This window comes from Mongoliibacter ruber (assembly GCF_003003005.1).
Lineage (GTDB): Bacteria > Bacteroidota > Bacteroidia > Cytophagales > Cyclobacteriaceae > Mongoliibacter > Mongoliibacter ruber.
The window spans coordinates 392,160-413,840 of sequence record NZ_PVTR01000002.1; the positions used below are offsets into that span (position 1 = coordinate 392,160).

Genomic DNA, 21,681 nt, shown 5'->3' on the forward strand with positions numbered 1-21,681 from the left:
GTTAAACTGAACTTATTTTAATTTGATTTTTACTTCAACCATACCTCCTTGGGACCTTAGGTAAGAAACAACTTCACCACTGGGACATGCTTGAGTCAATGGGCAACTTCTTCCACCTGTGAATACCAAGATTCCAATCTGATCTTCAGGGTAATTTACACCAAAGAGGTTTTGTGCTAAAAATGCTGACATATTGAATCTATTGGGCATGTTTTGACCTTCTTTCCATGAGCCTGAGACATTTTCAAGTGGCGGATTCATTTGCCACCTAAATCCATATAGCCGTATGGAATATTCCAAGTATTCATCACTCTTTGGGAAAGAGACGTTCATGATACTGGTAAAGCCATTTGTCTGTGGCAATACATGAGAATAGGTAGAAACCTGAATAGGAAGATGCAAAATCTTTAATTTTTCGTCATTATTGACTTTGACTTTTCCTTCAGCTGTATGGTATTTAAACCATTCCCCGCCATCTTTTCTTCTCATATAGATATCCACTTTCAGGTTTTCTTCACCCTCTTCGACATCCTCATCAAGCGCCTGATAACTTAATCTGGGCTTTTGTGTAGTGGCTGTAGTCATGGTTCCTTCATACATGCCATATTGACCTGGAGTAGACCATTCATATTTGTATTCAAAAAATTCTTCCTGCTCAAAGGCATCCCCATTTAACCATTCTACATGCAGGGCTACGGATTGTTTTTCTTTTCCTACCAGCGTGATCCCGTCCGGTTTGAGCACTAATCTGGCCGGTTTGACGCTTACTTTGGATGTTGCCTCACCGATTTTTGTTTCATTTTGACCTTGTTTTACATAGACTTGTACCGTTATAGTTTCCTGAGCACCATCAGGCACAGTAGATTGCTCGGACCGGTAGGTTACCGTTTTCTGTCCGTTTTCAAATGACTTTCCATTGTTTCCAAGGTTGTCCCTGATAGTTCCATAAGTTCCGGAAGTAGACCATTTGTACAAGAATGCCTGACCGTCGCTGAGTTCGGTTTTGGTTTCTATGGTAAATTCCTGGTTGGTAAACACTGTGACAGAGGCTTCTTGGGGCAAGAGTTTGAAATCATGCTCTCTGGCTGTAACCAAAAACTGCTCAATAGGTCTGGCATTGATCAGGTGTGCTGTCAATCTACCGGCATCCCAAACACCCAATGCTTTTTCAATAAGTTCAAAGGCCTTTAGGAATTTGGCAGTTTTGGCTTTGGTCTGCAGTTCACTGTCATCATAAAAGTTTCCAAATTCTGGTTCTTTGGCATATTTGGAATAAATCATATTCAGTAGCTTCTCCTTTGCCTTATCAGCTGCTGCATCTTGGATAGGGTTGAGGAATATTTTTTCCATTGATTCCTTAAGTGCTTCCCTATATTCTCCTTCTTCAACATTTTTCACAATCTCAGGAAATTGCTCCATAAATGAAATTGAGATAGAGTTCATCAATTCCAAAGGCCATCCGTCATCACCGTCTATTTTGATGTTATTGTTGATAAAGAAACTGATTGCAGGAAGCAGTGCCTCTTTGAAAAAGGTCATCAAAGCAAGTTCGGTGTACTTATCAAGTTCTTTGGCGGTCATCCTGTTTTGGGCACTGTTCCCAAATGTAGGCCCGACTAACCTGACCGCATATTGAGCTTCAGATTCGTTTGCACCAAGGGGAATGGAAACGGGCCCTGTTTCTTTCATAAAAACTTCCAGTCCGTTGCCTGCAAGATGGTCGGCTATCGTGCCGATGATTCCACCTGACTTGTTTGCTGCTTCTATTGGTGTTTCGCTGACGACTTCAGGATTGTATGATTGATTGAAATTTTCTGATTTGAAAAGTTCGGTTTTTTTCCCCTCTTTGTCTTTAAACGAAAGTTTGTAAAGGAAAGCATGTGCCTCTCGGAGGTATTGGTTTCTGACCAAGATGGATTGAAAATCATTTTCAAAAATCTGAATGCCACTTTTATATCCTGTAGGATCCACATCAACCTGCCTGGCACGGATGTCTATTTCTTCTCCCTTAGCATAGATAGGCTTGACAAAAGTTTCCAAGTGGGATAGAAATTTTTCAGTGTTAAAAAGCATAGGGTCATTGGCATACTGTTCTGCAAGTTTCTTTTTGAATTCATCCATTCCCGAAATACTTGCAGCTTCGTCTGGATAGCGGCTTTGTACAGAAGCAGGAAGGGTAAATCCTCCCAAACCCAGAAATGCCAGGGCTTCGGCAGAGGATTGGATACTCAGGGTTTTGTTTTTGTCATTGATAAAACCGAGTAAAAGTATGTTGTCGTCTTTGTCCTGAAGAAAGGCGAGCTGGCTTTTTCCCTGAGGGACAAAAACCTTGGAATTGCTGCCCTGAAGAGGGTATTCTTTAAGGGCCCCAATCACATTTGCACCTTCTAGATCAACGTTTACATTTTCTGGAAAAACGATATTCACATCCAAGGTAGGGAGGTTGCTTGGTTCTGGATCCGGACTTGGGTCAGGATTGGGGTTCGGGTCTTCGGTCACTGGAGGCGTCCCCGGTTCTTCCACATCTTTGCAGGAATTGAAAATGAAAAGGCATGAAAAAAGCAGGAAGAGGTAAAATTTGGTTTTCATGATGGTAAGGGTTAGGTTGATATACCCTTACATCGGAAAAGCTAAATAATGTCATCAAAAAACCCAGAACAATATTGCTCTGGGTTTTTAATTGCATAGTTGTAAAAATTATGGTTATCCCGGTTTCAATTTGATTTTTACTTCTATCATACCTCCGAATTCCCGCAGCCTATTGAATAAATTCGGATTTGCTTCATTGCGTCCCGCATTATTTAAGATCCAAACTCCAATTTGATTATCAGGTATCGTTGCATGTCTACTAAAATCTATTGCATTAGGAACTGCTTGGTCGGCTTTCCAAGTATAGGTTCTTCCTTCCACACTAGGAATAGCCTGTTTTCTGAAACCATAAAATCTCACTGTGTACGATTCATGATTATCTTCTTTGGGAAACGAGGCATTGAGCCAATTTGTAAAGCAACCATCACAAGGATTTGGTACCGTAATTACTTGAAGGGGAATATGTAAAAGCTTAAAATTCTCCTCATTTTCTATTTTGACCTTTGTCTTTGCTTCTCCATAAAACTTTTCCTCTGTGGTACCTTTTTCCAGCCTATATACCCTTACAATTATTTCTTCCTCTGCCTTTTCTACCTCCTCATCCAATGCCACATACCGCACCAAATTATCAACTGTGTTTTCAGTCACACTATAGCCTTTCAATAAGCCATAATCTCCCTTTGTGCCCCACTCGTATCGGTACTCGAACTCCTCAGTATTTTCAAGCTTTTTTTCTGAACCAGCGGCTTCTACGTAAAGCTTGACCTCACTTATTCCTCCGTTTACTGGAGACAATGTTGCTCCATTCGGTTTTAATTCAAGCTTTATAGGTTTTACGGTCATACTGGCCGAATCCAAACCTATCGACGTCAAGTTTTCACCGTCCTTTATAAATACTTCCACATATACTTTATCTTTTGCATTTTCATCCACCTGTGAAGGATTGGAAATGGCCCTGTAAAACATGTCTGTGAAATTGGTCTCAATTTCCTTACCAGCCCTTCCTTCTTTGTCTCTCATGACACCGTAGTCTCCTGTAGTCCACCATCTCACCCAATATGTCTGATTGCTGGGCAGTTGTCCCAATTTGGTAATCAAGAGTTCCTTTTGTTCATTGACTGAAACAGCTGCGTTTTTTGGTTCAAGTTTAAAGGGGATATCGTTTACTTCTACCTTGAAGGATTCCATCTGAGTAGACTTCCATACATCATTCATTATAATATCTGAGTTGATTGCAAAAACGATCAATTCAGTGATCTTTAGTTTTTTAAATACTTTATCAATTTTACCTGCAAATTGAGTATTTAAATCCGCGTTGTTACCCAATTTGACACCTGCCTTAACCTCATACCCTTTTTTAGCAATCTCGATTAGGATGTTTTTGAAGCCTGCGTCCATCAATTCTTCTTTTATCAGATTGAGCAGCTCTTTTGCAAAAGCAGTAGGATCTCCTTTTTTAGAGAATTCAAAAAACTTGGGGACATTCTTTACCCTTGATTCCACAAAACTGTAAAGTTGGTCCAACTCAGGACCTGCCATGTCTTTGGGAATCCCTATGGCTTGTGCGATTCCAGGCAGGATGAGGTCCAACAAGGCTATTTCAATGTTTAGTTCATATACCTTTTTTTCCTCGGCTTCTGTCATGGTAAAAGGTGAAGGGGTACCGCCAGGCCCCACTACCCTGACATTATAGACAGCTTGCATTTCGTTGGTTTCCAAAGGAGTGGAAATAGGGTCTGAAATCAATTCAAAATACTTTGCCCCATTGAGCATGATCACATTCCTTGCTGTTCCCAAGACTCCATCCAAACTCGACACTGCTGCCACAGGTAATTCAGTCTGAGCCTTTAGCGCACCATTGAATTCTGAATTTTTTATCAATACCGTTTCCTTTTTATCTCTGTCTTTAAAAGACTGTTTGTAAATGAAAGCATGTGTTCTCCTTTTGTAGTTGTTTCTAACTTTGATATTCTGGATATCATGTTCGAAAACCTGAATTCCACTTTTGACGGCAGCATCAACATTGATCACCCGGGCTCGGATATCTACTACCTCACCATTTTCATGAATTTTTTCCAGGGCTGATTTCCAAGCGTCATTGAATAGCCCCTGTTCCATAGCGAGGGAATTTTGTTTGATGGTGGTTTCCATTTGAACTATCAATTCTTCTATCTCTTGAATGGAGGCAGCTTCTTGAAAAAATTTGTCTTTCATTTCTTCCGGAAGGGTAAAAATACCTGCCCCAAAATAGATCAAAGCTTCTGCTGTTGATTTGACGGAGATTTCAGTTCTGCCTTTACCAAGAACACCCATCAGCATGGCATTGTCTTCTTTGTCCAGTAGGTATGCCATCACATACTCTTCTGAAGGGATGTAAGATTTGGATGCTCCTGAGGAATTCACCTCATATTCAAATAATCCTGAAAGAACTTTAGAATCGTCGAAATTGACTGCAGTACCTTCAGGAAAAGTGATGTTGATAGGAGAAGTTGGAAGTTTCTCTGAACCAGGATCGTCTATTGGGTCCTCAGTAACAGGTGGGATATCAGGTTCTTCAATGTCTTTGCATGAATTGACTGCCAAAAAAAACACGATCAGTAGGAGCAGGGTAGATTTTAATTTCATGATGATAAAAGGTTAGAATTATACCCTATCATCGAAGATGTTTCAAAATGTCATCATAAAAAGTTTCAGAACTGGCTTCTTTTCTTTCTAAGAAGAAAAGTGAAGGATAACAAAAGAAATAATCCTAAAATCCAGTATATCCAATTGTGGTTTTTTCTTAAGTCCGGAATAGGCCCCACATCGCCGATCAGAACCAATCCTGCCCAGTATTGGGGAGAAAGTGTTCTTCCTTTGGCTGTGGAAAGGTATTTCAACTTTGCTTCTTTGAGAGCTTTGTCTTTTGCCATTCCCTCAGACAAAAACTCCAAAAAATAATCTGTGATCTCCATGCTCGATTTTTCATCCACTTTCCAAAGACTTGTCAAGAGGCTTTCAGAACCGGCATATTGGAAAGCATGAGAAAGGGACACCATTCCTTCTCCTGGCTGAAATACTGGTTTCCCAGTTTCGCATGCTGTCAACAAAGTCAGGTTCGACTGCAAGTCGATATTGTAAATTTGATAGGCATATAGAGCGTTATCTTCTTCAAAAGGATCATCATTTTTAGCAAAAATAAGTTTGGAAAAAACTGGACTTAAATTGTTTGATTCAGCATGTGTACCAATATGGATAATTTTGTTTTTGGCTGCTTTTTCACGGAATGTTTTTGTTGTTGATTTATGGTAAGCAAAGATGTTTCCACCAAAGGTTTTAGCTGCTTTGCTGGCAACGTTGATAGTAAAAGGCTGAGGCAAAAGTGAAAGGTATACTTTGTCCAGACTCAAAGTATCGTTCACTGATTTGAGGTAATTTTCCTTCATATTATCTAAAAAACCGGGGGTAAAAGCCACATAATTGGCTCGTATTTCTTTTGAACTTTTGGTAAAGCCCAGCCAAGAGCTAAACTGGTAAGAGATGTCATGTTTGACAATTAAGCTATGTAACAGCAATTCCTCATAGGTTTTTATTTCCCTGTCTGTCAACAGGTCGAAACTCAGGTTAAACAGAATCCCGTCAGGAATTATCAATACGCTGGGTTCATTCAGGTTTTTTGCAAAAGGTTGCCAAAGTTGTTGATATAGTTGATGAGTAACGGCTCCTAAAGCTTTTTGATCATGCCAGAGGGATGAAAGTTTTTTGACCAATTCAGGATTGAAATTCAATGAATAAAGCTTCATTTTTCCATTCTTGATTACGATGGCCTTGAGATCCTCCCCCACAAAAAGGTACCTGACAACCTGTTTTTCTATAGGAAAATCCAATTCTCCTTCATCAATATCTCCATATCTAGTTTGGTAATATGCGGGATATTTGGATTTGAGCAATTTCAGGTGCTCTTCCCATTTTGAAGAAATTTCTATAAAATCTTCCATATCTCCCCCTTCTGCCAAGATGTAACCTAATTCATCCCTGATCATGGAACCTTCTTCTATAATGGATTCAGGAACGCCACTAAACCTAACCTGTCTTTGTTGGTTGAGTTGAGCTCGGATTTTGGAATACACACTTGACTCGTGAATAGCGATCAGTTGGCTTAGGTATCTTTGATCTCCGGTTTTTTCATACAGTTCTAACTCGATTCTTTTGACAAAATTGATGATTTCCTGATTTTGGGAAAGTAAGACACCTAAATCCCCACTGTCTGAAAGCATTGCCTTCCGTTTCTCCAAAAGCTGAAGCGCAAAGCGTAATTCGCTTAGCATTGATTCCAAATAATTGACAGAAGGTTCCGTATTGGTTTGATAATCCGACTTCCATTTAAGCAAAAAGGCCATTGGTTTTTCATATTCTATTCTCACCGAATCGGTAAGATTGTTGACGGATTCCAAAAGAGTTTCAAGAATTGCCATACCCTCCTCTGCTGTTGACTTGGCTAAGGAATACTTTTCCAGATTATAGTAGACACGGCTTCTGTTGATTACCTGTTGAAAACCAGGGAGAGATTTGATACCATTGATTTTCATAGTGTAGTCATATCCTATTTTTGATAATTTTTGTGCTATCTCTGGTTCTCCATGAAGTGAGAAAAAATCAGCAGCATGGCCTAAAAAATCTAAATAGACCAGATCCAAAGACTGATTATTGGTCTGCTGAAAGTATTGCATAGACGTATAATAATACTCCTTTGCAGAATCAATTTCTTTTTCACTTTCTGCGATCAAGGCAAGTGTGTAGTAAATATCCGCTAGGCGCAATGGAAATTTTTCATCTGTTGCGTTAAGATCATCAATGGCACGGTACAGGTATTTTTTGGCTTCGCCATAATTCATCAAATAATTGTGAACTTGGCCAATCAAAATTAGGCTTTCTGTGATTTCAGGATGTCCTGCTGCGAAATATTTCTCTTTCTCCTTTAGTGTATGCTCGTGGATGTGAAGTGCTTGAAGATAGTTACCCATACTTTTATAGGTGATTCCTAAGTTCATCGAACTGTAAAAAATGGAAAACATCGCACGGTCACGTTTGGGGTCATCAATTGCCTGCTCTACAAACGCTTTACTGTTTATAATAGATGACTTGACCATTTTTACACTTTCATCAAGCTTGCCTTTAACCTCATAGACAGCTGCTAGATTCCCTTCTATCATAGCCCTTCGGTATAATCTGTTGGTGGGGTTATTTTCCAACAGTTCCAAATAAGCTATACCTTTTTTCCAATAATATTCCGCAGAATCCCAAATAGAAGCGTACCAATAAGAAACACCCAAATCATTGAGGATATTGAATCTGCTTTCGGAACTGGTATTGGGATCGTTATCAAATCCCTCCAAGGCCTTGAGGGTATGAGCACGGGCAAGATCAAAATTGTCAAGTCGCGTAGCAAGAACGCCTAAATTTCGCTCAATTATCGCCCATTCAGATGGGGTATGGTCTGGGATTTGAAAGGTGAAATTCAATGCCATACTATTGGCGTCATAAGCTAATTTAATCTTGCCAACAAACAGGTAATACCGATGTGATTCAAGATGAGCTTGTCTTAAAACTCTTGGATCCTGACTTTTCTCAGAAACAAAATCCAACCAATAAGTCATCTTTTCCATCCCATATTGCATGTCTTTTTGTTTGTTACCTATAAATCCTGCAAAGGGAACAAAATAGCTAAGATTCAAATAATCACTATTGTTGATATAATGGTTTGTATGGGTATCAAACAATTTAACGGCCCTATCAAGATTTTCCTCGTTGACCGCTTTTTGGACTTCAGCCAATCGCTCGTCGATAGTTTGCCCAAAGATATACAAGGGCAAAAAAATTGAAACGAAACCAATTATGGCTGATTTTTTCACAATTTCTCCAGTTCTTTTAACAATTTGGCTGTTTGGGGATTTTGGCTTTGATTAAGCATATTTATTGCCTCATCTACTTTTCCTCCAAGTAGGTATGCTAAGGCTAAATACCATGTTGCATCTTCATAAAAGGCCGATTCTTCTTTGGAAACAAAAGAGTTCAAGTAGAAGATAGCTGGATCAGCCTTTTTGAGAGCTAAATTGGAAGCCCCCAGGAAATATTGAAGCGTATCATTTTCGGGGTTATTTTGAATCAATTTTTCCCACCTGACAATAGCCTCTTCATATTTTCCTGATTTGTAATCCACCATGGCTCTGTCAAATTCATAATTGGATGCTGAACTCATGGCCGTAATCAATCCTGGATCTTCCTGATAAAATTGGGCGAAGAGTCTCTCATGGCTAGGAGTTGGTGGGTAGATGGTCCATACAGCGGCTACGATACATAGGAAAATGGCAGCGGCAGCAGCCCAGGGCCAATAGTTGATGCTTCGGTTGGTTGTTATTCTTTGGGTTGGGGCTTCCATTTCCTTATGGAAAATTTCCAAGTCCTCTCGTAGTGCAGCTTCTTCGAGGCCTGAAATGATTGTTTTTACTTCAAGGTATTTTTTCCTCAGGTCATTATCACTTTCCATCTCCAATTCAAAAGCGTCACTTTCCTCTGCGCTTATATTGCCAAAGATGTATTGCTCAATTCTTTCAAACTCTTCTTGCGGTATATGATTAGGGTTTTTCAAAGTTCTTTGCTGGTTTTAGATTTCCATTTTTCTTTAAGGGCTTGGATGCACCTGTATTTGTTGTTTCGCGCAGTAGCAGTGGTCCAATTGAAATAGGTCGCAATTTCTTCCATGCTTTGTTTTAGATAGTAATAGCGCTTCAAAACCTCTTTGCAGCTGTCTCCTAAGTTTTGAAACTCCTTCACAACCCAGTCATGATCATCTTCTTTTGAAAGAAAATCCTCATCAGGTAAATCTTCATAGTTTTCTAAATTCACCATATTGACTTTGCTTTTTGAGGACCTTAACCTATCCAACCATTTATTTTTTGCTATCTGATAGATGTAGCCATTGATGGCTGTCCTATTATCTGGTTTAAACTTATCCGACCTTACATTCTTCCAGACAACGACAAAAGCTTCTTGATAAATGTCCTTTGCGTCTTCTCGGTCTCCATTATTTGTCAGAATAAACTGCTCTATTTTTTTAAATTCTGATTGGTAGAATTGCCGGATTATCTCGGAATTATTGGATTTAATTCCTTTTATTATTTCTTCTTGGGAGAATTTTCTAAAAGTGTATTCCTGCATGATTTAGACGCTTACAGAAATATACAATTAAATGCTTTTTATCCCAAAATTTCTTTTGTTATAATTTTAATTCTTTACCCTGATCTAGAAGTATTTATGATTTCCAATCATCTAATTTTTTTCTTGATGTTTCTAATTACCCTTACATCGGATATATGTATCAAATGTCATCTAGAAAATCACCCTAATTTTCTTTCTTGGAGGATTTCCTGACAAACAGCTACTGTTTAAGAAAAAGCTGAAAATGATAATTGTCAGGAAAGAATTAATTCTGTCATGTCGGTTGTTTTTAAAAAGTGGCTTGCTGTTTTGACATCGTCAAATAGTGGACATGTCATCAAACTAAAGGTATTATTGATTTTGTTTGCCAGAGCGAGTTGTTTATGTGCTGAAAGGAACATTTTTTTTTCTTACTGATCTAAAATCTTTATTATCATGGAAAATTTCATTTATGAAAAGATTATTCCTTCCTCTCTTGATTGTATTGGCCTGTCAAGGTCCTGAAGTCGCGCCTCCCGATCCAGTTTATCCTATCCCCTCTGAGCGCCAACTGGCCTGGCATGAATTGGAGTATTATGGGTTTATCCATTTCAATATGAATACTTTTTCAGATATGGAATGGGGTATGGGGGATGAAGATCCTGCTGATTTTTATCCTTCAGCTTTGGATGCCAGGCAATGGGCAAAAGTGGCCAGGGATGCTGGTATGAAAGGCCTGATCATCACTGCCAAACATCATGATGGCTTTTGTCTGTGGCCTTCGGCATATACAGAACATTCTGTTAAAAACTCCCCTTGGAGAGAAGGAGAGGGAGATTTGATTCGAGAACTGAGAGAAGCCTGTGATGAATATGGTTTGAAAATGGGTATTTACTATTCTCCATGGGATAGAAATCATGCTGATTATGGGAAACCCGAATATATTACCTACATGAGGAATCAACTGACCGAGTTGTTGACCAATTACGGGGAAATTTTCGAGGTGTGGTTTGATGGTGCAAATGGAGGAACAGGCTATTATGGAGGTGCGAATGAGGATAGAAAAGTTGATAAGAAGTCTTATTATGAGTGGGAAAACACCATTGCTTTAGTCAGAGAACTTCAGCCCAATGCAGTCATTTTCGGAGATGCAGGACCTGATGTGCGCTGGGTTGGCAATGAACATGGCTTTGCGTATGAAACCACCTGGTCAAACCTTCTTAGGGATTCTGTCTATGCAGGAATGCCTGAATACGCCGACCAATATGCCAAAGGTCAGGAAGACGGTTCGCATTGGGTTCCGGCCGAAGCAGATGTGTCCATCAGGCCCGGTTGGTATTACCATGAATACGAAGACCATAAGGTTAAAACTTTGCCTCAGCTTTTGGATATTTATTATAAAAGCATAGGCCAGAATGCTTCTCTTTTGATCAATTTTCCTGTAGATAGGAGAGGCCTGATCCATGAAAAAGATGTGGAACAGATCCTGAAGCTCAAGGAAAAAATAGACGAAGATTTTGCTGAAGATCTAAGCAGCACAGCAAAAGTGCGAGCCAGTAATGAAAGAGGAAATGGATATGAAGCCAATAATGTACTCGATGGACGCAAGGAAAGCTACTGGGCCACTGAGGATGGTATGATCCAAAGTCATCTGGCATTTACATTTGATGATCCCACTTGGGTCAACAGGTTTGTAGTGCAAGAATACATAGCTCTTGGGCAAAGGATAAAAAAATTCAGCCTCGAAGCAAAAACCGAAAATGGTTGGGAACTCATTGCAGAAGGAACGACAATTGGTACCAAGAGAATTTTACGTTTTGATGATATTGAAGTAAGGCAGATCCGTTTGAATATTTTGGACGCCAAAGCTGAACCTCTTTTGTCGTCAATAGGGATATTTTACGCACCAAAATTGGTGACAGAACCTATTTTAAGAAGAGAAAAATCAGGTATTCTCACTCTTGAAGTTCCAGAAAGCGGGATAGAAATTTTTTACACGGTTGACGGTTCTACTCCTGATACCCAATCTCCAGTGTATGAAAGTCCTTTGATGGTAGACCAGCCAGTTACCTTAAAAACTATCGCTGTGGATAGGGGAACTGGAAGAAAAAGTGAAGTAATGACTTATGCCTTGGATATTCCAAAGGCACAATGGAAAGTTTTGAGTTCTGATATTGGTGCCGAAAAAGCGATTGATGAAGATCCACAGACTTTTTGGAAGAGTGACAGTAATGAATTGGTGATTGACTTTGGGGAAGAACATAAAATAAGTGGCTTTACTTATTGGCCACCTCAAAACAGGTATATGACTGGCATAATATCCCAGTTCGTATTTCAGGGGAGCAATGATGGGGAAAACTGGCGTGATTTGGCGGAAGGGGAGTTTTCTAACATCCACAATAATCCCATTGAGCAACAGGTCAGGTTTTCCGAAGCGACAGTAAGGTATGTCAAGTTAAGAGCCAAACAGACTACTGATGACCAAAACGCTGCGTTTGGGGAGGTAGGAGTGATAACTTTTGAACAGTAACTTACAACCAAACCCCTATAAACATTTCACCACTGTTTAAAAAATTGAATTTTAAGGACCATCCACATATCATTGTGCTCTATAGTCCGGAATCATTTCAGGAAGAGTTGGAAAAAATGAAGGCAGAAACTGCCATTTTGCATGAGATCCAAGGTTTGGATAAAGCCCATTTTGTCATCGTATTTGTGAAAACGATGGATGAGATTGAAAAATCAATAGCTGAAATATATCCAAAACTTGAGGGTGATGGTGTGCTTTGGTATTGTTATCCTAAAGCTTCTTCCAAGAAATATACCTGTGAATTCAACCGGGATACAGGTTGGGGGGCCTTAGGCAAGTACAACCTTGAAGGTGTCAGGCAAGTGGCTATAGATGAAGACTGGAGTGCATTAAGATTTAGGAAAGTGGAATATATCAAGACGTTAAAAAGAAGCAAGGATATGATTCTTTCTGAGGCGGGAAGCAAAAAGTCTGATCCAGACAGGTAGGAAGTCAATAAAATTTGAGAATTCTGGAAGGATATTTCCAATTCCCATGTTTCAAATGATTTCATTTTTCTTTAGCTCACGCATGACAGCGCCTATCGCCTTGGATTTGACTTGGCGGTCGGGTTGACGACGGTTGTACGTATTGACCCAATAGGTAACGGAGATTTTAACATTGGTACCGACTACATCACTGATGAAAGCCGTCGCTTTTCTTTTATCTTTCAAAACTCCTGGTACTTTTTCAATGGTTTGAAGGATAAGCTCGAGCGATTTATCCAAGTCTTTCTCTGAAGATACCTGAATGTCAAAAGTGTAAGCAAGAAATCCATCAATGGTGTAATTGATCAATGGAGACTTAATAATATTGGCATTTGGGATAAAGAGGTCTTTTCCATCTGATGTTTTCAGTTGGGTGTCCCTTAAATTGAGTACCAATACCCTTCCCCTGAGGTTGTTGATTTCTACAATATCTCCCACCCTAAATGGACGTTTGAAGGCAAGCAATATACCTGCAAGGAAGTTTTCACCGATGTCTTTTAAGGCAAAACCAATCACAAAAGCTGTAATTCCTGCACCGGCAAGTATTCCTCCTACCACACCTGACAATCCCAGAAGACGGAAGATGATGGTAAATCCAAAAAGCATGATGATAATTCTGAGAATAGACCCGATAAAGTCAGCCAAGAGGGGATCATCGGTATTCTTTTTCACCCTTGAATTGGCCAGGTTTTTCAGCCAACGGGAAACAAAAAAGAAAATTAAAAAAATGAGGACGCCGAAAAAAATGGAAATAGCCAATTTTTCTATGCTTTCAATATCTCCTAAAACGATATTTTTGATGCGCTCCAAAGTAGACCTAAAATCCAAATCTTCCATATTTCTTTAATTTGGGATCAGCGCTTCACGAAACTTTTTATTAAGTCAACTTTAATACTATCAGAGATTATGTGCTGTAAAGGACTTTGTCATACCCAGCCATTTTTCTTTGTAAATATTTGCCTCAGGGAAAAGCTTTTCCATTTCACTTTCATTTATCAACCTGATTTCATCCAGGTATTGCTGTGCGTCTTTCTCTTTCCATTTTCTCATTCGGCTGATTTTGGTTTTGGTAAGTACCATAAAAGCCAGTTTTTTTGGCGCATACTGAATCAATGGGATTGCATAATGTGCTTCGACTGGAAAGTGTTTGTTTGGGGTTTGGATGAAAAACCGCTTTCCTACCCTCATACACTCTCTGGCCATTTTTTTTTGGTTTTTCCAAGTGTAAAGATGTTCAATAACAGAGTTGGAAAAAACAAGGTCAAACTCATTGTCATCAAATTGAGATAGGTCTGTGGCATCTCCCGACATGCTGTCAATACCAAACGGTAAATTGTATTCTTGTTCGAGATTGAGTAATGTGACCTTTATTCGACCTTCCAAAACCATGTTTTTATCTTCCCAAAAGTAAGCAGTCCCACCTACATCAAGGATGTGAATAGTTTGATCTGCCGGGAAGTTTTTATTGATCAAGTCTTCGAAAACCTGGAATCTCTTGTTCCTCAAAGCATAACCCAATGATTCAGGTTGGTCAGACGAAGCCATCAAGGCTTTAAAATTATTCATATTTGGATTTAGGTATTTTTACCGTTTAACCTTATTTTTATTCACAAATTAATCTTACAAAAGTAATACCGCTATTGGATTCTTTTTTAATTTTACCATCAAATTGAAAAAAAATAAGCAAAATCCAGTTGGATTCGGGTAAAGTTATAAACCGCAGGAGTATTTGGTGCGTAAATCCGAAAAGAAAGAGATTTTTATGAAAAAACGCTTCGATAGATTCTTTCCCTGGCTTTTTGTAATTGGAGATGTTGCAATTCTTACACTTTCCTTTTTTTTAGCCTCATTCGTACTTCAGGATACCAGTCAGTTTTTTGGCCCGGAGTCTTCCATGTTGCTGATTTTTATTTTGGTATGGCTAGTCATTACACTTTTGAGAAAAGATTACAAGTGGGGCAGGACGATCAAGCCTGATAAGATCATAGAAAAACAACTTGGTTCATTGGTTTGGTTTCTGGCAATAGTGGCAATTATATGGATGCCTGTAGCTTTAGATAATGTGAGGTTGACCTACTTTTTTGTACTCTCGTCTTTTCTGTTTTTTTTATTGGGCTTTTACAGGGTTTCGGTCCATATGGTTTTGAGAAAATACCGTTCCAAAGGTTTCAACTTTAGGAATGCTGTCATCTTGGGAAAAGGGAAAGAAAGTTCACAGCTGGAGCATATCATCAGGTTGCGAAAAGATTTCGGTATCCGGTTTATGGGTTATTATGACGATACGGTGGAGGGGCCTTTGGCAAAAGGGAATATTTCAAGATTCTTTGAAGAAGCGGTTGAGAACAAAATTGATTTGATTTATATCAATGAATACTTGGATGAGAAGTTGATAAAAAAAGTTATCCACTTTGCCGATGAGCATTATATCAAGGTGAAAATTATCCCTGGAAACACCCTTCAGTTGGAGAAAAAGTTATCTTTTTCTAAATACGGAGACTTTTTTGTCATCAATGTCAATGAAATCCCATTGGACTTCATGTTCAACAGATTTGTAAAAAGAAGCTTTGACCTGATTTTTTCTCTATTTGTTACTGTTTTCATTTTGAGTTGGCTGATACCTCTGGTTGGACTCTTGATTAAGCTGGAATCGAAAGGTCCAATATTTTTTATTCAGGAAAGGAACGGGGCAAATAATCATGTTTTCAAATGCCTGAAGTTCCGCTCAATGACTCCCAACGATTATTCAGATACGCATCAGGCGGTCAAAAATGATCCACGTGTTACAAGGATCGGAGCTTTTCTGAGACAGACTTCCCTTGACGAGATGCCTCAGTTTCTCAATGTTCTGATAGGCGACATGTCTATTGTTGGTCCAAGACCACACACAGTTCCGATGAATAAGCTTTTCCAGACACAGATAGATAAATACAATTCCCGTCATAAAATCAAACCTGGTATTACAGGCTTGGCTCAAGTCAAAGGATTTAGGGGTGAGATTGAAAATTCCTATCAAATTAGATCTAGGGTTAGACTTGACTTTTTTTATATCCAAAAATGGTCAATTTGGTTGGACTTAGGTATTTGTGTCAAAACAGTCTACGAACTTATACTCAACAGGGAGAATGCATACTAGTAACCGCTGTTCATATTGCGGGCAAGATCAAAATTTTAAAATCCACCAAGTCAAGGAGATGATGTTTGGCACTGGAGAATCATTTCAGTATGCTGAATGTACAAATTGTGGGAGTCTTTCATTGATTGATACTCCGGAAGATTTATCAGCATATTATCCCAATGAATATTACTCATTTTTGCCATTGGTCAAGTCTTCCTTTGGTAAAAATCTTCTCAAAGCGTTAAGGTACAACTTATTTCAATTGACTGGTAAAAAGTCGCTAAGCCCGGTTTTTGGAAAGTGGTTTGAATACTTACAGCCATCCAAATCAAGCAGAATAGCAGACATTGGATGTGGCAATGGCCAATTACTGTATGAAATGTATGCTGCAGGTTTTAGTCACCTTAGGGGCTATGATCCATTTATAGACGAGGAGTTAGATTTGGGGAAAAAGCTAAGATTAGAGAGGAAATCTATTTTTGAAATAGAAGGGATCTTTGATGTAATCATGCTACATCATGCTTTAGAACATATGGGAGAACCTGAAAAAGTCCTGAATCGCTGCTATGAGCTTTTAGAAACAAACGGACAGCTTCTCATCAGAATGCCAATATCTGACTCCAAGGTTTGGAAAGATGAAGGTGTGTCATGGGTCCAACTCGATGCGCCAAGACATTTGCATATTCCTTCGGTGGAAGGCTTGAAGGCCTTGGCCCGAGAATCAGGCCTGGAATGTAGGGAAGTAGTTTTTGATAGCTCAGAATTCCAATTTTGGGGGACTGAGTTGGTAAAAATGAAAAAGCCTTTGAGTAAGGTAAAAGCTGATGAAACTTTCACTAGACAGGATTTGGCAAGATGGAGGAAGAAATCAAACCTTTACAATCAAAAAGCAGTTGGTGATCAAGCCTGTTTTTATTTTTTTAAGCCCTCGAGACCAAAGTGACCTCGAAGGCTAAGAATTTTATAGCTTTTTCAGCGCTTCCATAAAGGTCATGGTCTCGCCCTTCTTCTTGAAAACAAGCATAGGTACAGAGTTGTTGATGTTGACGAGTTTTTCAGCAACACTTCCCAATAAAGCGGCTGCTGATGCAGTTCTTCCCCTACTTCCCATCAAGATCATGTCGGCTTTTTCTTCCAATGATACCCGGATGATAAATCGACCTTCGTTGCCATCGTCTTTACATTTAAACAGGCAGTCAATAGGAGTTAAATTATGCTTTTCTAAGAATTTCCTAAAATCGTCTTTGGCATGTCCTTCCATTATTTCAGCAAATTCCTCGTAAGATTTGCCGGTTTTGTAATAACCGGTGGGCACGGAATACACATGTAATCCCAGAAGTTTTGCGTTGGTTTTTTCTGCAAGGTTTTGGGCAAACTCCAAACTCATGCGAGAATAGTCAGAAAAATCCAATGGAATAAGTATTTTTTCAGGGATTTTTGGAGAAGATTTCTCTGTCAGAAAAAGCACAGGACATGGAGCCCTATGGGCCATATTTTTTGCCAGAGATCCACTTCCTTCCAAGCTTTCCTTGCGACCCATGATGATGAGGTCGACATCTTTGATTTTGGCCCAGCGCAAGACAGTGTCCATCGGTTTACCCTCTTCCACCACCACTTCAATTTCTACATCATCTGGAAAAGTATTTTCATTGATAGTGCCACGAACATCAGCTTTGATGCTTTCATCTGCCGGGGCGACTAGGTCAGGAAAATTCTTGGTGATCTCTTCAGGGAGAGAAAGGTCCTTAGCTACATGGATAAAATATAATTTTTCTATACCCAAAATTTTGGAGAGCAAGGCAGTTTTCTTCACCAAAATATCGTCCATCTTGGAAAGATCCAGACCAACCATTGCCTTTGTAAAATTCTTCATATGTTATTTCGCTCTTATGATGCTCAATTTACGCTTTAAATATTTTTTAAGGAAAAATACCTGATCTAATTTACGGCAAAGCTTTCTGAAAAAAAGGCCTTAGGCTCTTAAAACCACTATATTTGTGTTAAATGGCAAAGAAGCTTGAAAAATACTTTATCGCATTGGTACCTGAGGGAGAAATCCAGCAAAAAGCTAGCGCAATCAAAGAGGATTTAAGAGGGAAATTTAACCTGAAGTATGCCCTGAAATCTCCAGCTCACATTACTTTGAAAATGCCGTTTTTATGGAATGAACTGAAGGAGGAAGAACTGATCAAACCACTTTCAAGGTTTGCGAAATCTTATGGATCTTTTTCCCTTAAACTCAGTGGTTTTTGGCATTTTGGGAATAGGGTCATTTTTATCGATGTGGCCAGCAGTTCTGAGTTGAAGAAACTTCAGACCGACCTGATTAAATTCTCCAAACTTGACTTAAAGCTAGTACAGGAACTTAGCGATAGAAATTACAGCCCACATATGACTGTAGCTTTCAAAGACATCAAACCTAAGCTTTTTGATACGTATTGGGATTATGTCAAAAATCTCAGATTTAAAGAAAAATTTGATGTAAGTCATCTTGCCATACTCAAGAAGGTTGAAGGAAGCTGGAAGGTTTTACACCAGCTACCTCTTGGATCTGCCTAACTTTTTGGAACCTTTCAATTCCAAAAATAACTTAAGATAATTTTCTGTGACATTATCCCAGTTGTATCTTGCAGTAAGTCCAGATCGCGCTGTTTTCCTCAAATCTTCCATTTTTTCGGGCATTTCCTCGACATGGTGGATGCACTCCGTGACAGCATCAAAGTCTTTTTGGAAAAACAATCCATGTTTGCCGTCCTGCAGCATTTCCCTGTTGAAGATTGTATCCAGTGCAAGAATAGCACAGCCATAGCCCAATGCTTTTAGCATTGCAGGGTTGGTTCCTCCATATTCGTGTCCATGGAAATATGCATAGCTGAGGTTGTAAAGCGACTTGAGTTCCTCAGAATCTGTAACATAACCTGTGAACAGAACCCTCTCATCTTTGATGTTTTTAAGCTTGTTGGCAAATTCATCTTCAAAAGGGACATCTCCCACTATTACCAGTTTCCTTTTGGTTTTAGACTTTAAAAATCCTCCCAAAATCAAGTCGGCATTGTTGTCAGGAATGAGCCTTCCAACTATCAGGAAATAGTCATGCGGAACCAAATTCCACTTTTCAAGCAAAACAGGGTTTGAGTGGTTTGCAGGATTAGCCCCATATGCGATGACTGTAGATTCTGCATTGAACATTTCGAGGTAAATCCGGTGCATTTCATCAGAATCAGTTACTACTTCATCATAGAATTTTGTAGCGAGCCTGGATGCAAATCTAAAATACCTCGAACCTAAACCTCTCCATTTTGGCCTAAGCCACTCCAAACCATCCACATTGATTGCGGTAGGTTTTCTGAAAATTTTGGAAAGTATTCCAAATGGTCCGTTTCCGCTATTGACTACAAAGATCACGTCCACATCTGATAGGCAAGCGTGCATCATGGATATAAACGAATGGGTCAATTGGGTAAGGCTTTTTGTTTCTATAGCCGGAATGTAATGTAACCTGATACCATTTACTACTTGAGGTTTTTCATCAAAAAGTGCCTTATGACAATAGACTCTGACTTCCACGCCTTTTTTGACCAGTCGCTCTCCGAGTTCTTTAACCAAGGTATCATATCCACCATATACATAGGGATATCCTTTAGCACCTAAAATGGCTACCTTAATCGGGGTTTTTAAGGTAGTATTTGACATATATAATTCTTCATTTTTTCTGCAAAGTGCTCAAAACTGTATTCTTCCAAAAGCCTTACTTTTCCCGCTTTTCCCATATCAGATGCAAGTCTTGGATCATTGCATAACTGTGTGATTCTGCTAGAAGCTTCGCTGGTATCTCCTATATTGACAAGATACCCGGTTTTTCCATCTACTACCATTTCGGAAGCTCCGCCTGATTTAGTCGCTATCACTGGCTTTGCGGAGGCCATAGCCTCCAACACCACGGTAGGGAAAGAATCCGGCAAAATAGATGGGAGCACAAAAATATCAGTTGTTTTTAAAATTTGTGGAATATCTTCACGAAATCCTAGATTTATTACGTGATTATCAAGATTTTCGGAGCTAATCTTATTATTTATTTCGTTTTCTATGTCTTCATACCCCGGATATGGGTCCCCCACCATTAAAAATACAGTGTCGGGGTTTATGGAAATAACTTTTTTTGCAATGTCTAAATAGAAAAGTTGGCCTTTACCGGGATTTATCCTTCCTATCATCGTCATGACCTTTTTGTGAGGTGCAATTCCTAACTGTTTGCGGATATCATGTGTACATTCTGAAAAAGACTGTACTTCAATTCCGTTGTGAATTACCACGGGCTTGGCTGTGTCAAGGTACTTTTGCCAATGCTTAGAGACTGACTCAGAGACAACAATTGGTTTTGATGTGCTTCTGTCTACCTGAGATGCCAGAAATTTGACCAAAAACTTTGGAGATTGTATGATCTCATGGATGTGCCATATATGTGGAAGTCCTCTTCTTCTTGCAAAAGTAGCCCCTACGATTACAGCAAGTGTATTGGAATAGATGAGGGAAATGGGTTCTTTTTGGTAAATCTCATCTAGAAAACGGTACGCAGTGTAGAGTTTTTTGCCCCTGTCCAATATTCCTCTTGGGTGAAAGTGCTTTCGTCGGAGAATTCCAAGATTCATGATTTTGTACTCAAATCCCTGTCTTTCGATTTCGGGTCTAAGCGGACCATCTCCCGGGAGAATTATCAAAGTAGGATATCCCAAATCCCTGAAAATGTTCATGACATACAGGAGAATTTTGGAAGCGCCATATAATTCTGATGAACTATGTAAAAAAATGACCTTGCCTTTTTGACTCATATTTTTTTGAAATAAACTCTAAAAACCCCTCCTTTTCGAAATACCACCGACAAACTTTCCAAAAAGAATGCAAAGGGTAAAATTAAAGCAATCCTTAAAAGTATGCTTAGTTTTTTCTTGTTTTTTAATTCCAAGATGATATTTCCGGTATAACCTGTCTTTCCCATCAAGGCTCTCAACATTCCCAGCACCCCTAGGTGGATTGAAAAGTATTGGGTTTTGAGATGCTTAAATCCTAAATTTTCTACCTGATTGAGGACCTGCTTCTCTCTCCAGTGACTGAGGTGCTTGGGGATATCCAAGTGCATCCATGATTTTCCAGCCAAGCCATATTGCCAACTCCCAAGATTGGGTACTTCAATGACCAGAATCCCGTTTTTCTTGAGGTTTTCTTGGCAAAGACCCTCCAATAGTGGCAAAGGGTTGGGGAGATGTTCTAATACGTGAAACAAGGTGATGACGTCATAATTGCCACCGGCTATTTTACCTCCCTGGTAAAATTCACTCTGCACCTCTAGTCCGTATTTTTCTCTGGCAAAATTTGCCCTGGGAATTGATGTTTCCACTCCTACACCTTTCCAGCCTGATTTTTTTGCCTGAAGGAGAAATTGGCCTTTTCCAGATCCAAAATCAAGACATCTTTCTATAGGAGATGTACTGAGTTTTTGCAGCGTTTGGATCACTTTTTTTGCCTCTCTGAAAATAATTTTTTCAAAAACTGACTTGCGGTTATCAACTACTTGATACACCTCATCCTGATACAGTGATTCCTGATCGACCTCTTGGTCGAGGTAAAGCCAAGTCAGCCTGCATTGTAGACAATTTACTAAATCTTGATCTTTAGTTTTTTTAGGTGCCGGAGTATGACAAAGGGGGCATACAAGTTGCCTCATAAAATACTATCCTTTCAGGTTT

16 protein-coding genes are annotated in these 21,681 nt (G+C 39.3%); 5 read left to right on the forward strand and 11 right to left on the reverse strand.

The window, feature by feature from the left end; translation table 11 throughout:
* Positions 1-12: 12 nt before the first annotated feature.
* The 5 genes from CLW00_RS04945 to CLW00_RS04965 form a co-directional block, all read right to left on the reverse strand.
* Entirely contained in the window at positions 13-2,589 is a 2,577-nt protein-coding gene (locus CLW00_RS04945; RefSeq protein ID WP_106132539.1) for a hypothetical protein, read from the reverse strand.
* Positions 2,590-2,703: 114 nt separating this feature from the next.
* Positions 2,704-5,214 carry a hypothetical protein gene (locus tag CLW00_RS04950; protein ID WP_106132540.1) on the reverse strand — a complete coding sequence of 837 codons (2,511 nt, stop codon included), beginning with the start codon at positions 5,212-5,214 and terminating at the stop codon, positions 2,704-2,706.
* A gap of 65 nt (positions 5,215-5,279) precedes the next feature.
* Positions 5,280-8,480: a CHAT domain-containing protein gene (locus CLW00_RS04955; protein ID WP_106132541.1), complete on the reverse strand. Its 3,201-nt coding sequence runs from the start codon at positions 8,478-8,480 to the stop codon at positions 5,280-5,282.
* Positions 8,477-9,217 carry a tetratricopeptide repeat protein gene (locus CLW00_RS04960; protein WP_106132542.1) on the reverse strand — a complete coding sequence of 247 codons (741 nt, stop codon included), beginning with the start codon at positions 9,215-9,217 and terminating at the stop codon, positions 8,477-8,479. The genes CLW00_RS04955 and CLW00_RS04960 overlap by 4 nt, the downstream gene beginning before the upstream one ends.
* Positions 9,214-9,786 carry an RNA polymerase sigma factor gene (locus CLW00_RS04965; RefSeq protein ID WP_106132543.1) on the reverse strand — a complete coding sequence of 191 codons (573 nt, stop codon included), beginning with the start codon at positions 9,784-9,786 and terminating at the stop codon, positions 9,214-9,216. Before CLW00_RS04965 ends, CLW00_RS04960 begins: the two co-directional genes overlap by 4 nt.
* Positions 9,787-10,237: 451 nt before the next feature.
* Between CLW00_RS04965 and CLW00_RS04970 the strand changes: the two genes are divergently transcribed.
* Together CLW00_RS04970 and CLW00_RS04975 are read left to right on the forward strand one after the other, a co-directional pair.
* On the forward strand, positions 10,238-12,295 hold the full coding sequence (locus tag CLW00_RS04970) for an alpha-L-fucosidase (protein ID WP_106132544.1): 2,058 nt from the start codon (positions 10,238-10,240) through the stop codon (positions 12,293-12,295).
* A 44-nt stretch (positions 12,296-12,339) separates the two neighbouring features.
* Positions 12,340-12,783: a hypothetical protein gene (locus CLW00_RS04975; protein ID WP_245917170.1), complete on the forward strand. Its 444-nt coding sequence runs from the start codon at positions 12,340-12,342 to the stop codon at positions 12,781-12,783.
* 51 nt (positions 12,784-12,834) lie between these two features.
* Here CLW00_RS04975 and CLW00_RS04980 read toward each other — a convergent pair whose 3' ends face one another.
* On the reverse strand, positions 12,835-13,659 hold the full coding sequence (locus CLW00_RS04980; RefSeq protein ID WP_106132546.1) for a mechanosensitive ion channel family protein: 825 nt from the start codon (positions 13,657-13,659) through the stop codon (positions 12,835-12,837).
* Positions 13,660-13,719: 60 nt separating this feature from the next.
* Positions 13,720-14,388 carry a class I SAM-dependent methyltransferase gene (locus tag CLW00_RS04985; RefSeq protein WP_106132547.1) on the reverse strand — a complete coding sequence of 223 codons (669 nt, stop codon included), beginning with the start codon at positions 14,386-14,388 and terminating at the stop codon, positions 13,720-13,722.
* Between the two features lie 196 nt (positions 14,389-14,584).
* On the opposite strand from CLW00_RS04985, the gene CLW00_RS04990 reads away from it, so the two are divergent.
* Complete coding sequence (locus CLW00_RS04990; protein ID WP_106132548.1) at positions 14,585-15,955, forward strand: exopolysaccharide biosynthesis polyprenyl glycosylphosphotransferase; 1,371 nt, start codon at positions 14,585-14,587, stop codon at positions 15,953-15,955.
* Entirely contained in the window at positions 15,945-16,880 is a 936-nt protein-coding gene (locus CLW00_RS04995; RefSeq protein ID WP_106132549.1) for a class I SAM-dependent methyltransferase, read from the forward strand. Before CLW00_RS04990 ends, CLW00_RS04995 begins: the two co-directional genes overlap by 11 nt.
* Positions 16,881-16,898: 18 nt before the next feature.
* On the opposite strand, the gene CLW00_RS05000 is transcribed toward CLW00_RS04995, so the two are convergent.
* Entirely contained in the window at positions 16,899-17,810 is a 912-nt protein-coding gene (locus CLW00_RS05000) for a universal stress protein (RefSeq protein WP_106132550.1), read from the reverse strand.
* Positions 17,811-17,941: 131 nt separating this feature from the next.
* Between CLW00_RS05000 and CLW00_RS05005 the strand changes: the two genes are divergently transcribed.
* Complete coding sequence (locus CLW00_RS05005) at positions 17,942-18,496, forward strand: 2'-5' RNA ligase family protein (RefSeq protein WP_106132551.1); 555 nt, start codon at positions 17,942-17,944, stop codon at positions 18,494-18,496.
* On the opposite strand, the gene CLW00_RS05010 is transcribed toward CLW00_RS05005, so the two are convergent.
* The 3 genes from CLW00_RS05010 to CLW00_RS05020 are packed head-to-tail and all read right to left on the reverse strand — an operon-like array spanning position 18,476 to position 21,659.
* Positions 18,476-19,630 (reverse strand): DUF1972 domain-containing protein, encoded by a 1,155-nt coding sequence (locus tag CLW00_RS05010; protein ID WP_106132552.1) that lies wholly within the window; start codon positions 19,628-19,630, stop codon positions 18,476-18,478. The genes CLW00_RS05005 and CLW00_RS05010 overlap by 21 nt on opposite strands.
* Positions 19,612-20,766 (reverse strand): glycosyltransferase family 4 protein, encoded by a 1,155-nt coding sequence (locus tag CLW00_RS05015; protein WP_106132553.1) that lies wholly within the window; start codon positions 20,764-20,766, stop codon positions 19,612-19,614. The genes CLW00_RS05010 and CLW00_RS05015 overlap by 19 nt, the downstream gene beginning before the upstream one ends.
* Positions 20,763-21,659: a class I SAM-dependent methyltransferase gene (locus CLW00_RS05020; protein ID WP_106132554.1), complete on the reverse strand. Its 897-nt coding sequence runs from the start codon at positions 21,657-21,659 to the stop codon at positions 20,763-20,765. The genes CLW00_RS05015 and CLW00_RS05020 overlap by 4 nt, the downstream gene beginning before the upstream one ends.
* Positions 21,660-21,681: the final 22 nt, after the last annotated feature.

What these genes read in the sequence shown, in the direction of transcription:
- CLW00_RS04945 (WP_106132539.1), bottom strand. Translation starts at nt 2,589, where the DNA reads ATGAAAACCAAATTTTACCTCTTCCTGCTTTTTTCATGCCTTTTCATT.
- CLW00_RS04950 (WP_106132540.1), bottom strand. Translation starts at nt 5,214, where the DNA reads ATGAAATTAAAATCTACCCTGCTCCTACTGATCGTGTTTTTTTTGGCA.
- CLW00_RS04965 (WP_106132543.1), bottom strand. Translation starts at nt 9,786, where the DNA reads ATGCAGGAATACACTTTTAGAAAATTCTCCCAAGAAGAAATAATAAAA.
- CLW00_RS04970 (WP_106132544.1), top strand. Translation starts at nt 10,238, where the DNA reads ATGAAAAGATTATTCCTTCCTCTCTTGATTGTATTGGCCTGTCAAGGT.
- CLW00_RS04980 (WP_106132546.1), bottom strand. Translation starts at nt 13,659, where the DNA reads ATGGAAGATTTGGATTTTAGGTCTACTTTGGAGCGCATCAAAAATATC.
- CLW00_RS04985 (WP_106132547.1), bottom strand. Translation starts at nt 14,388, where the DNA reads ATGAATAATTTTAAAGCCTTGATGGCTTCGTCTGACCAACCTGAATCA.
- CLW00_RS04990 (WP_106132548.1), top strand. Translation starts at nt 14,585, where the DNA reads ATGAAAAAACGCTTCGATAGATTCTTTCCCTGGCTTTTTGTAATTGGA.
- CLW00_RS04995 (WP_106132549.1), top strand. Translation starts at nt 15,945, where the DNA reads ATGCATACTAGTAACCGCTGTTCATATTGCGGGCAAGATCAAAATTTT.
- CLW00_RS05000 (WP_106132550.1), bottom strand. Translation starts at nt 17,810, where the DNA reads ATGAAGAATTTTACAAAGGCAATGGTTGGTCTGGATCTTTCCAAGATG.
- CLW00_RS05005 (WP_106132551.1), top strand. Translation starts at nt 17,942, where the DNA reads ATGGCAAAGAAGCTTGAAAAATACTTTATCGCATTGGTACCTGAGGGA.
- CLW00_RS05010 (WP_106132552.1), bottom strand. Translation starts at nt 19,630, where the DNA reads ATGTCAAATACTACCTTAAAAACCCCGATTAAGGTAGCCATTTTAGGT.
- CLW00_RS05015 (WP_106132553.1), bottom strand. Translation starts at nt 20,766, where the DNA reads ATGAGTCAAAAAGGCAAGGTCATTTTTTTACATAGTTCATCAGAATTA.
- CLW00_RS05020 (WP_106132554.1), bottom strand. Translation starts at nt 21,659, where the DNA reads ATGAGGCAACTTGTATGCCCCCTTTGTCATACTCCGGCACCTAAAAAA.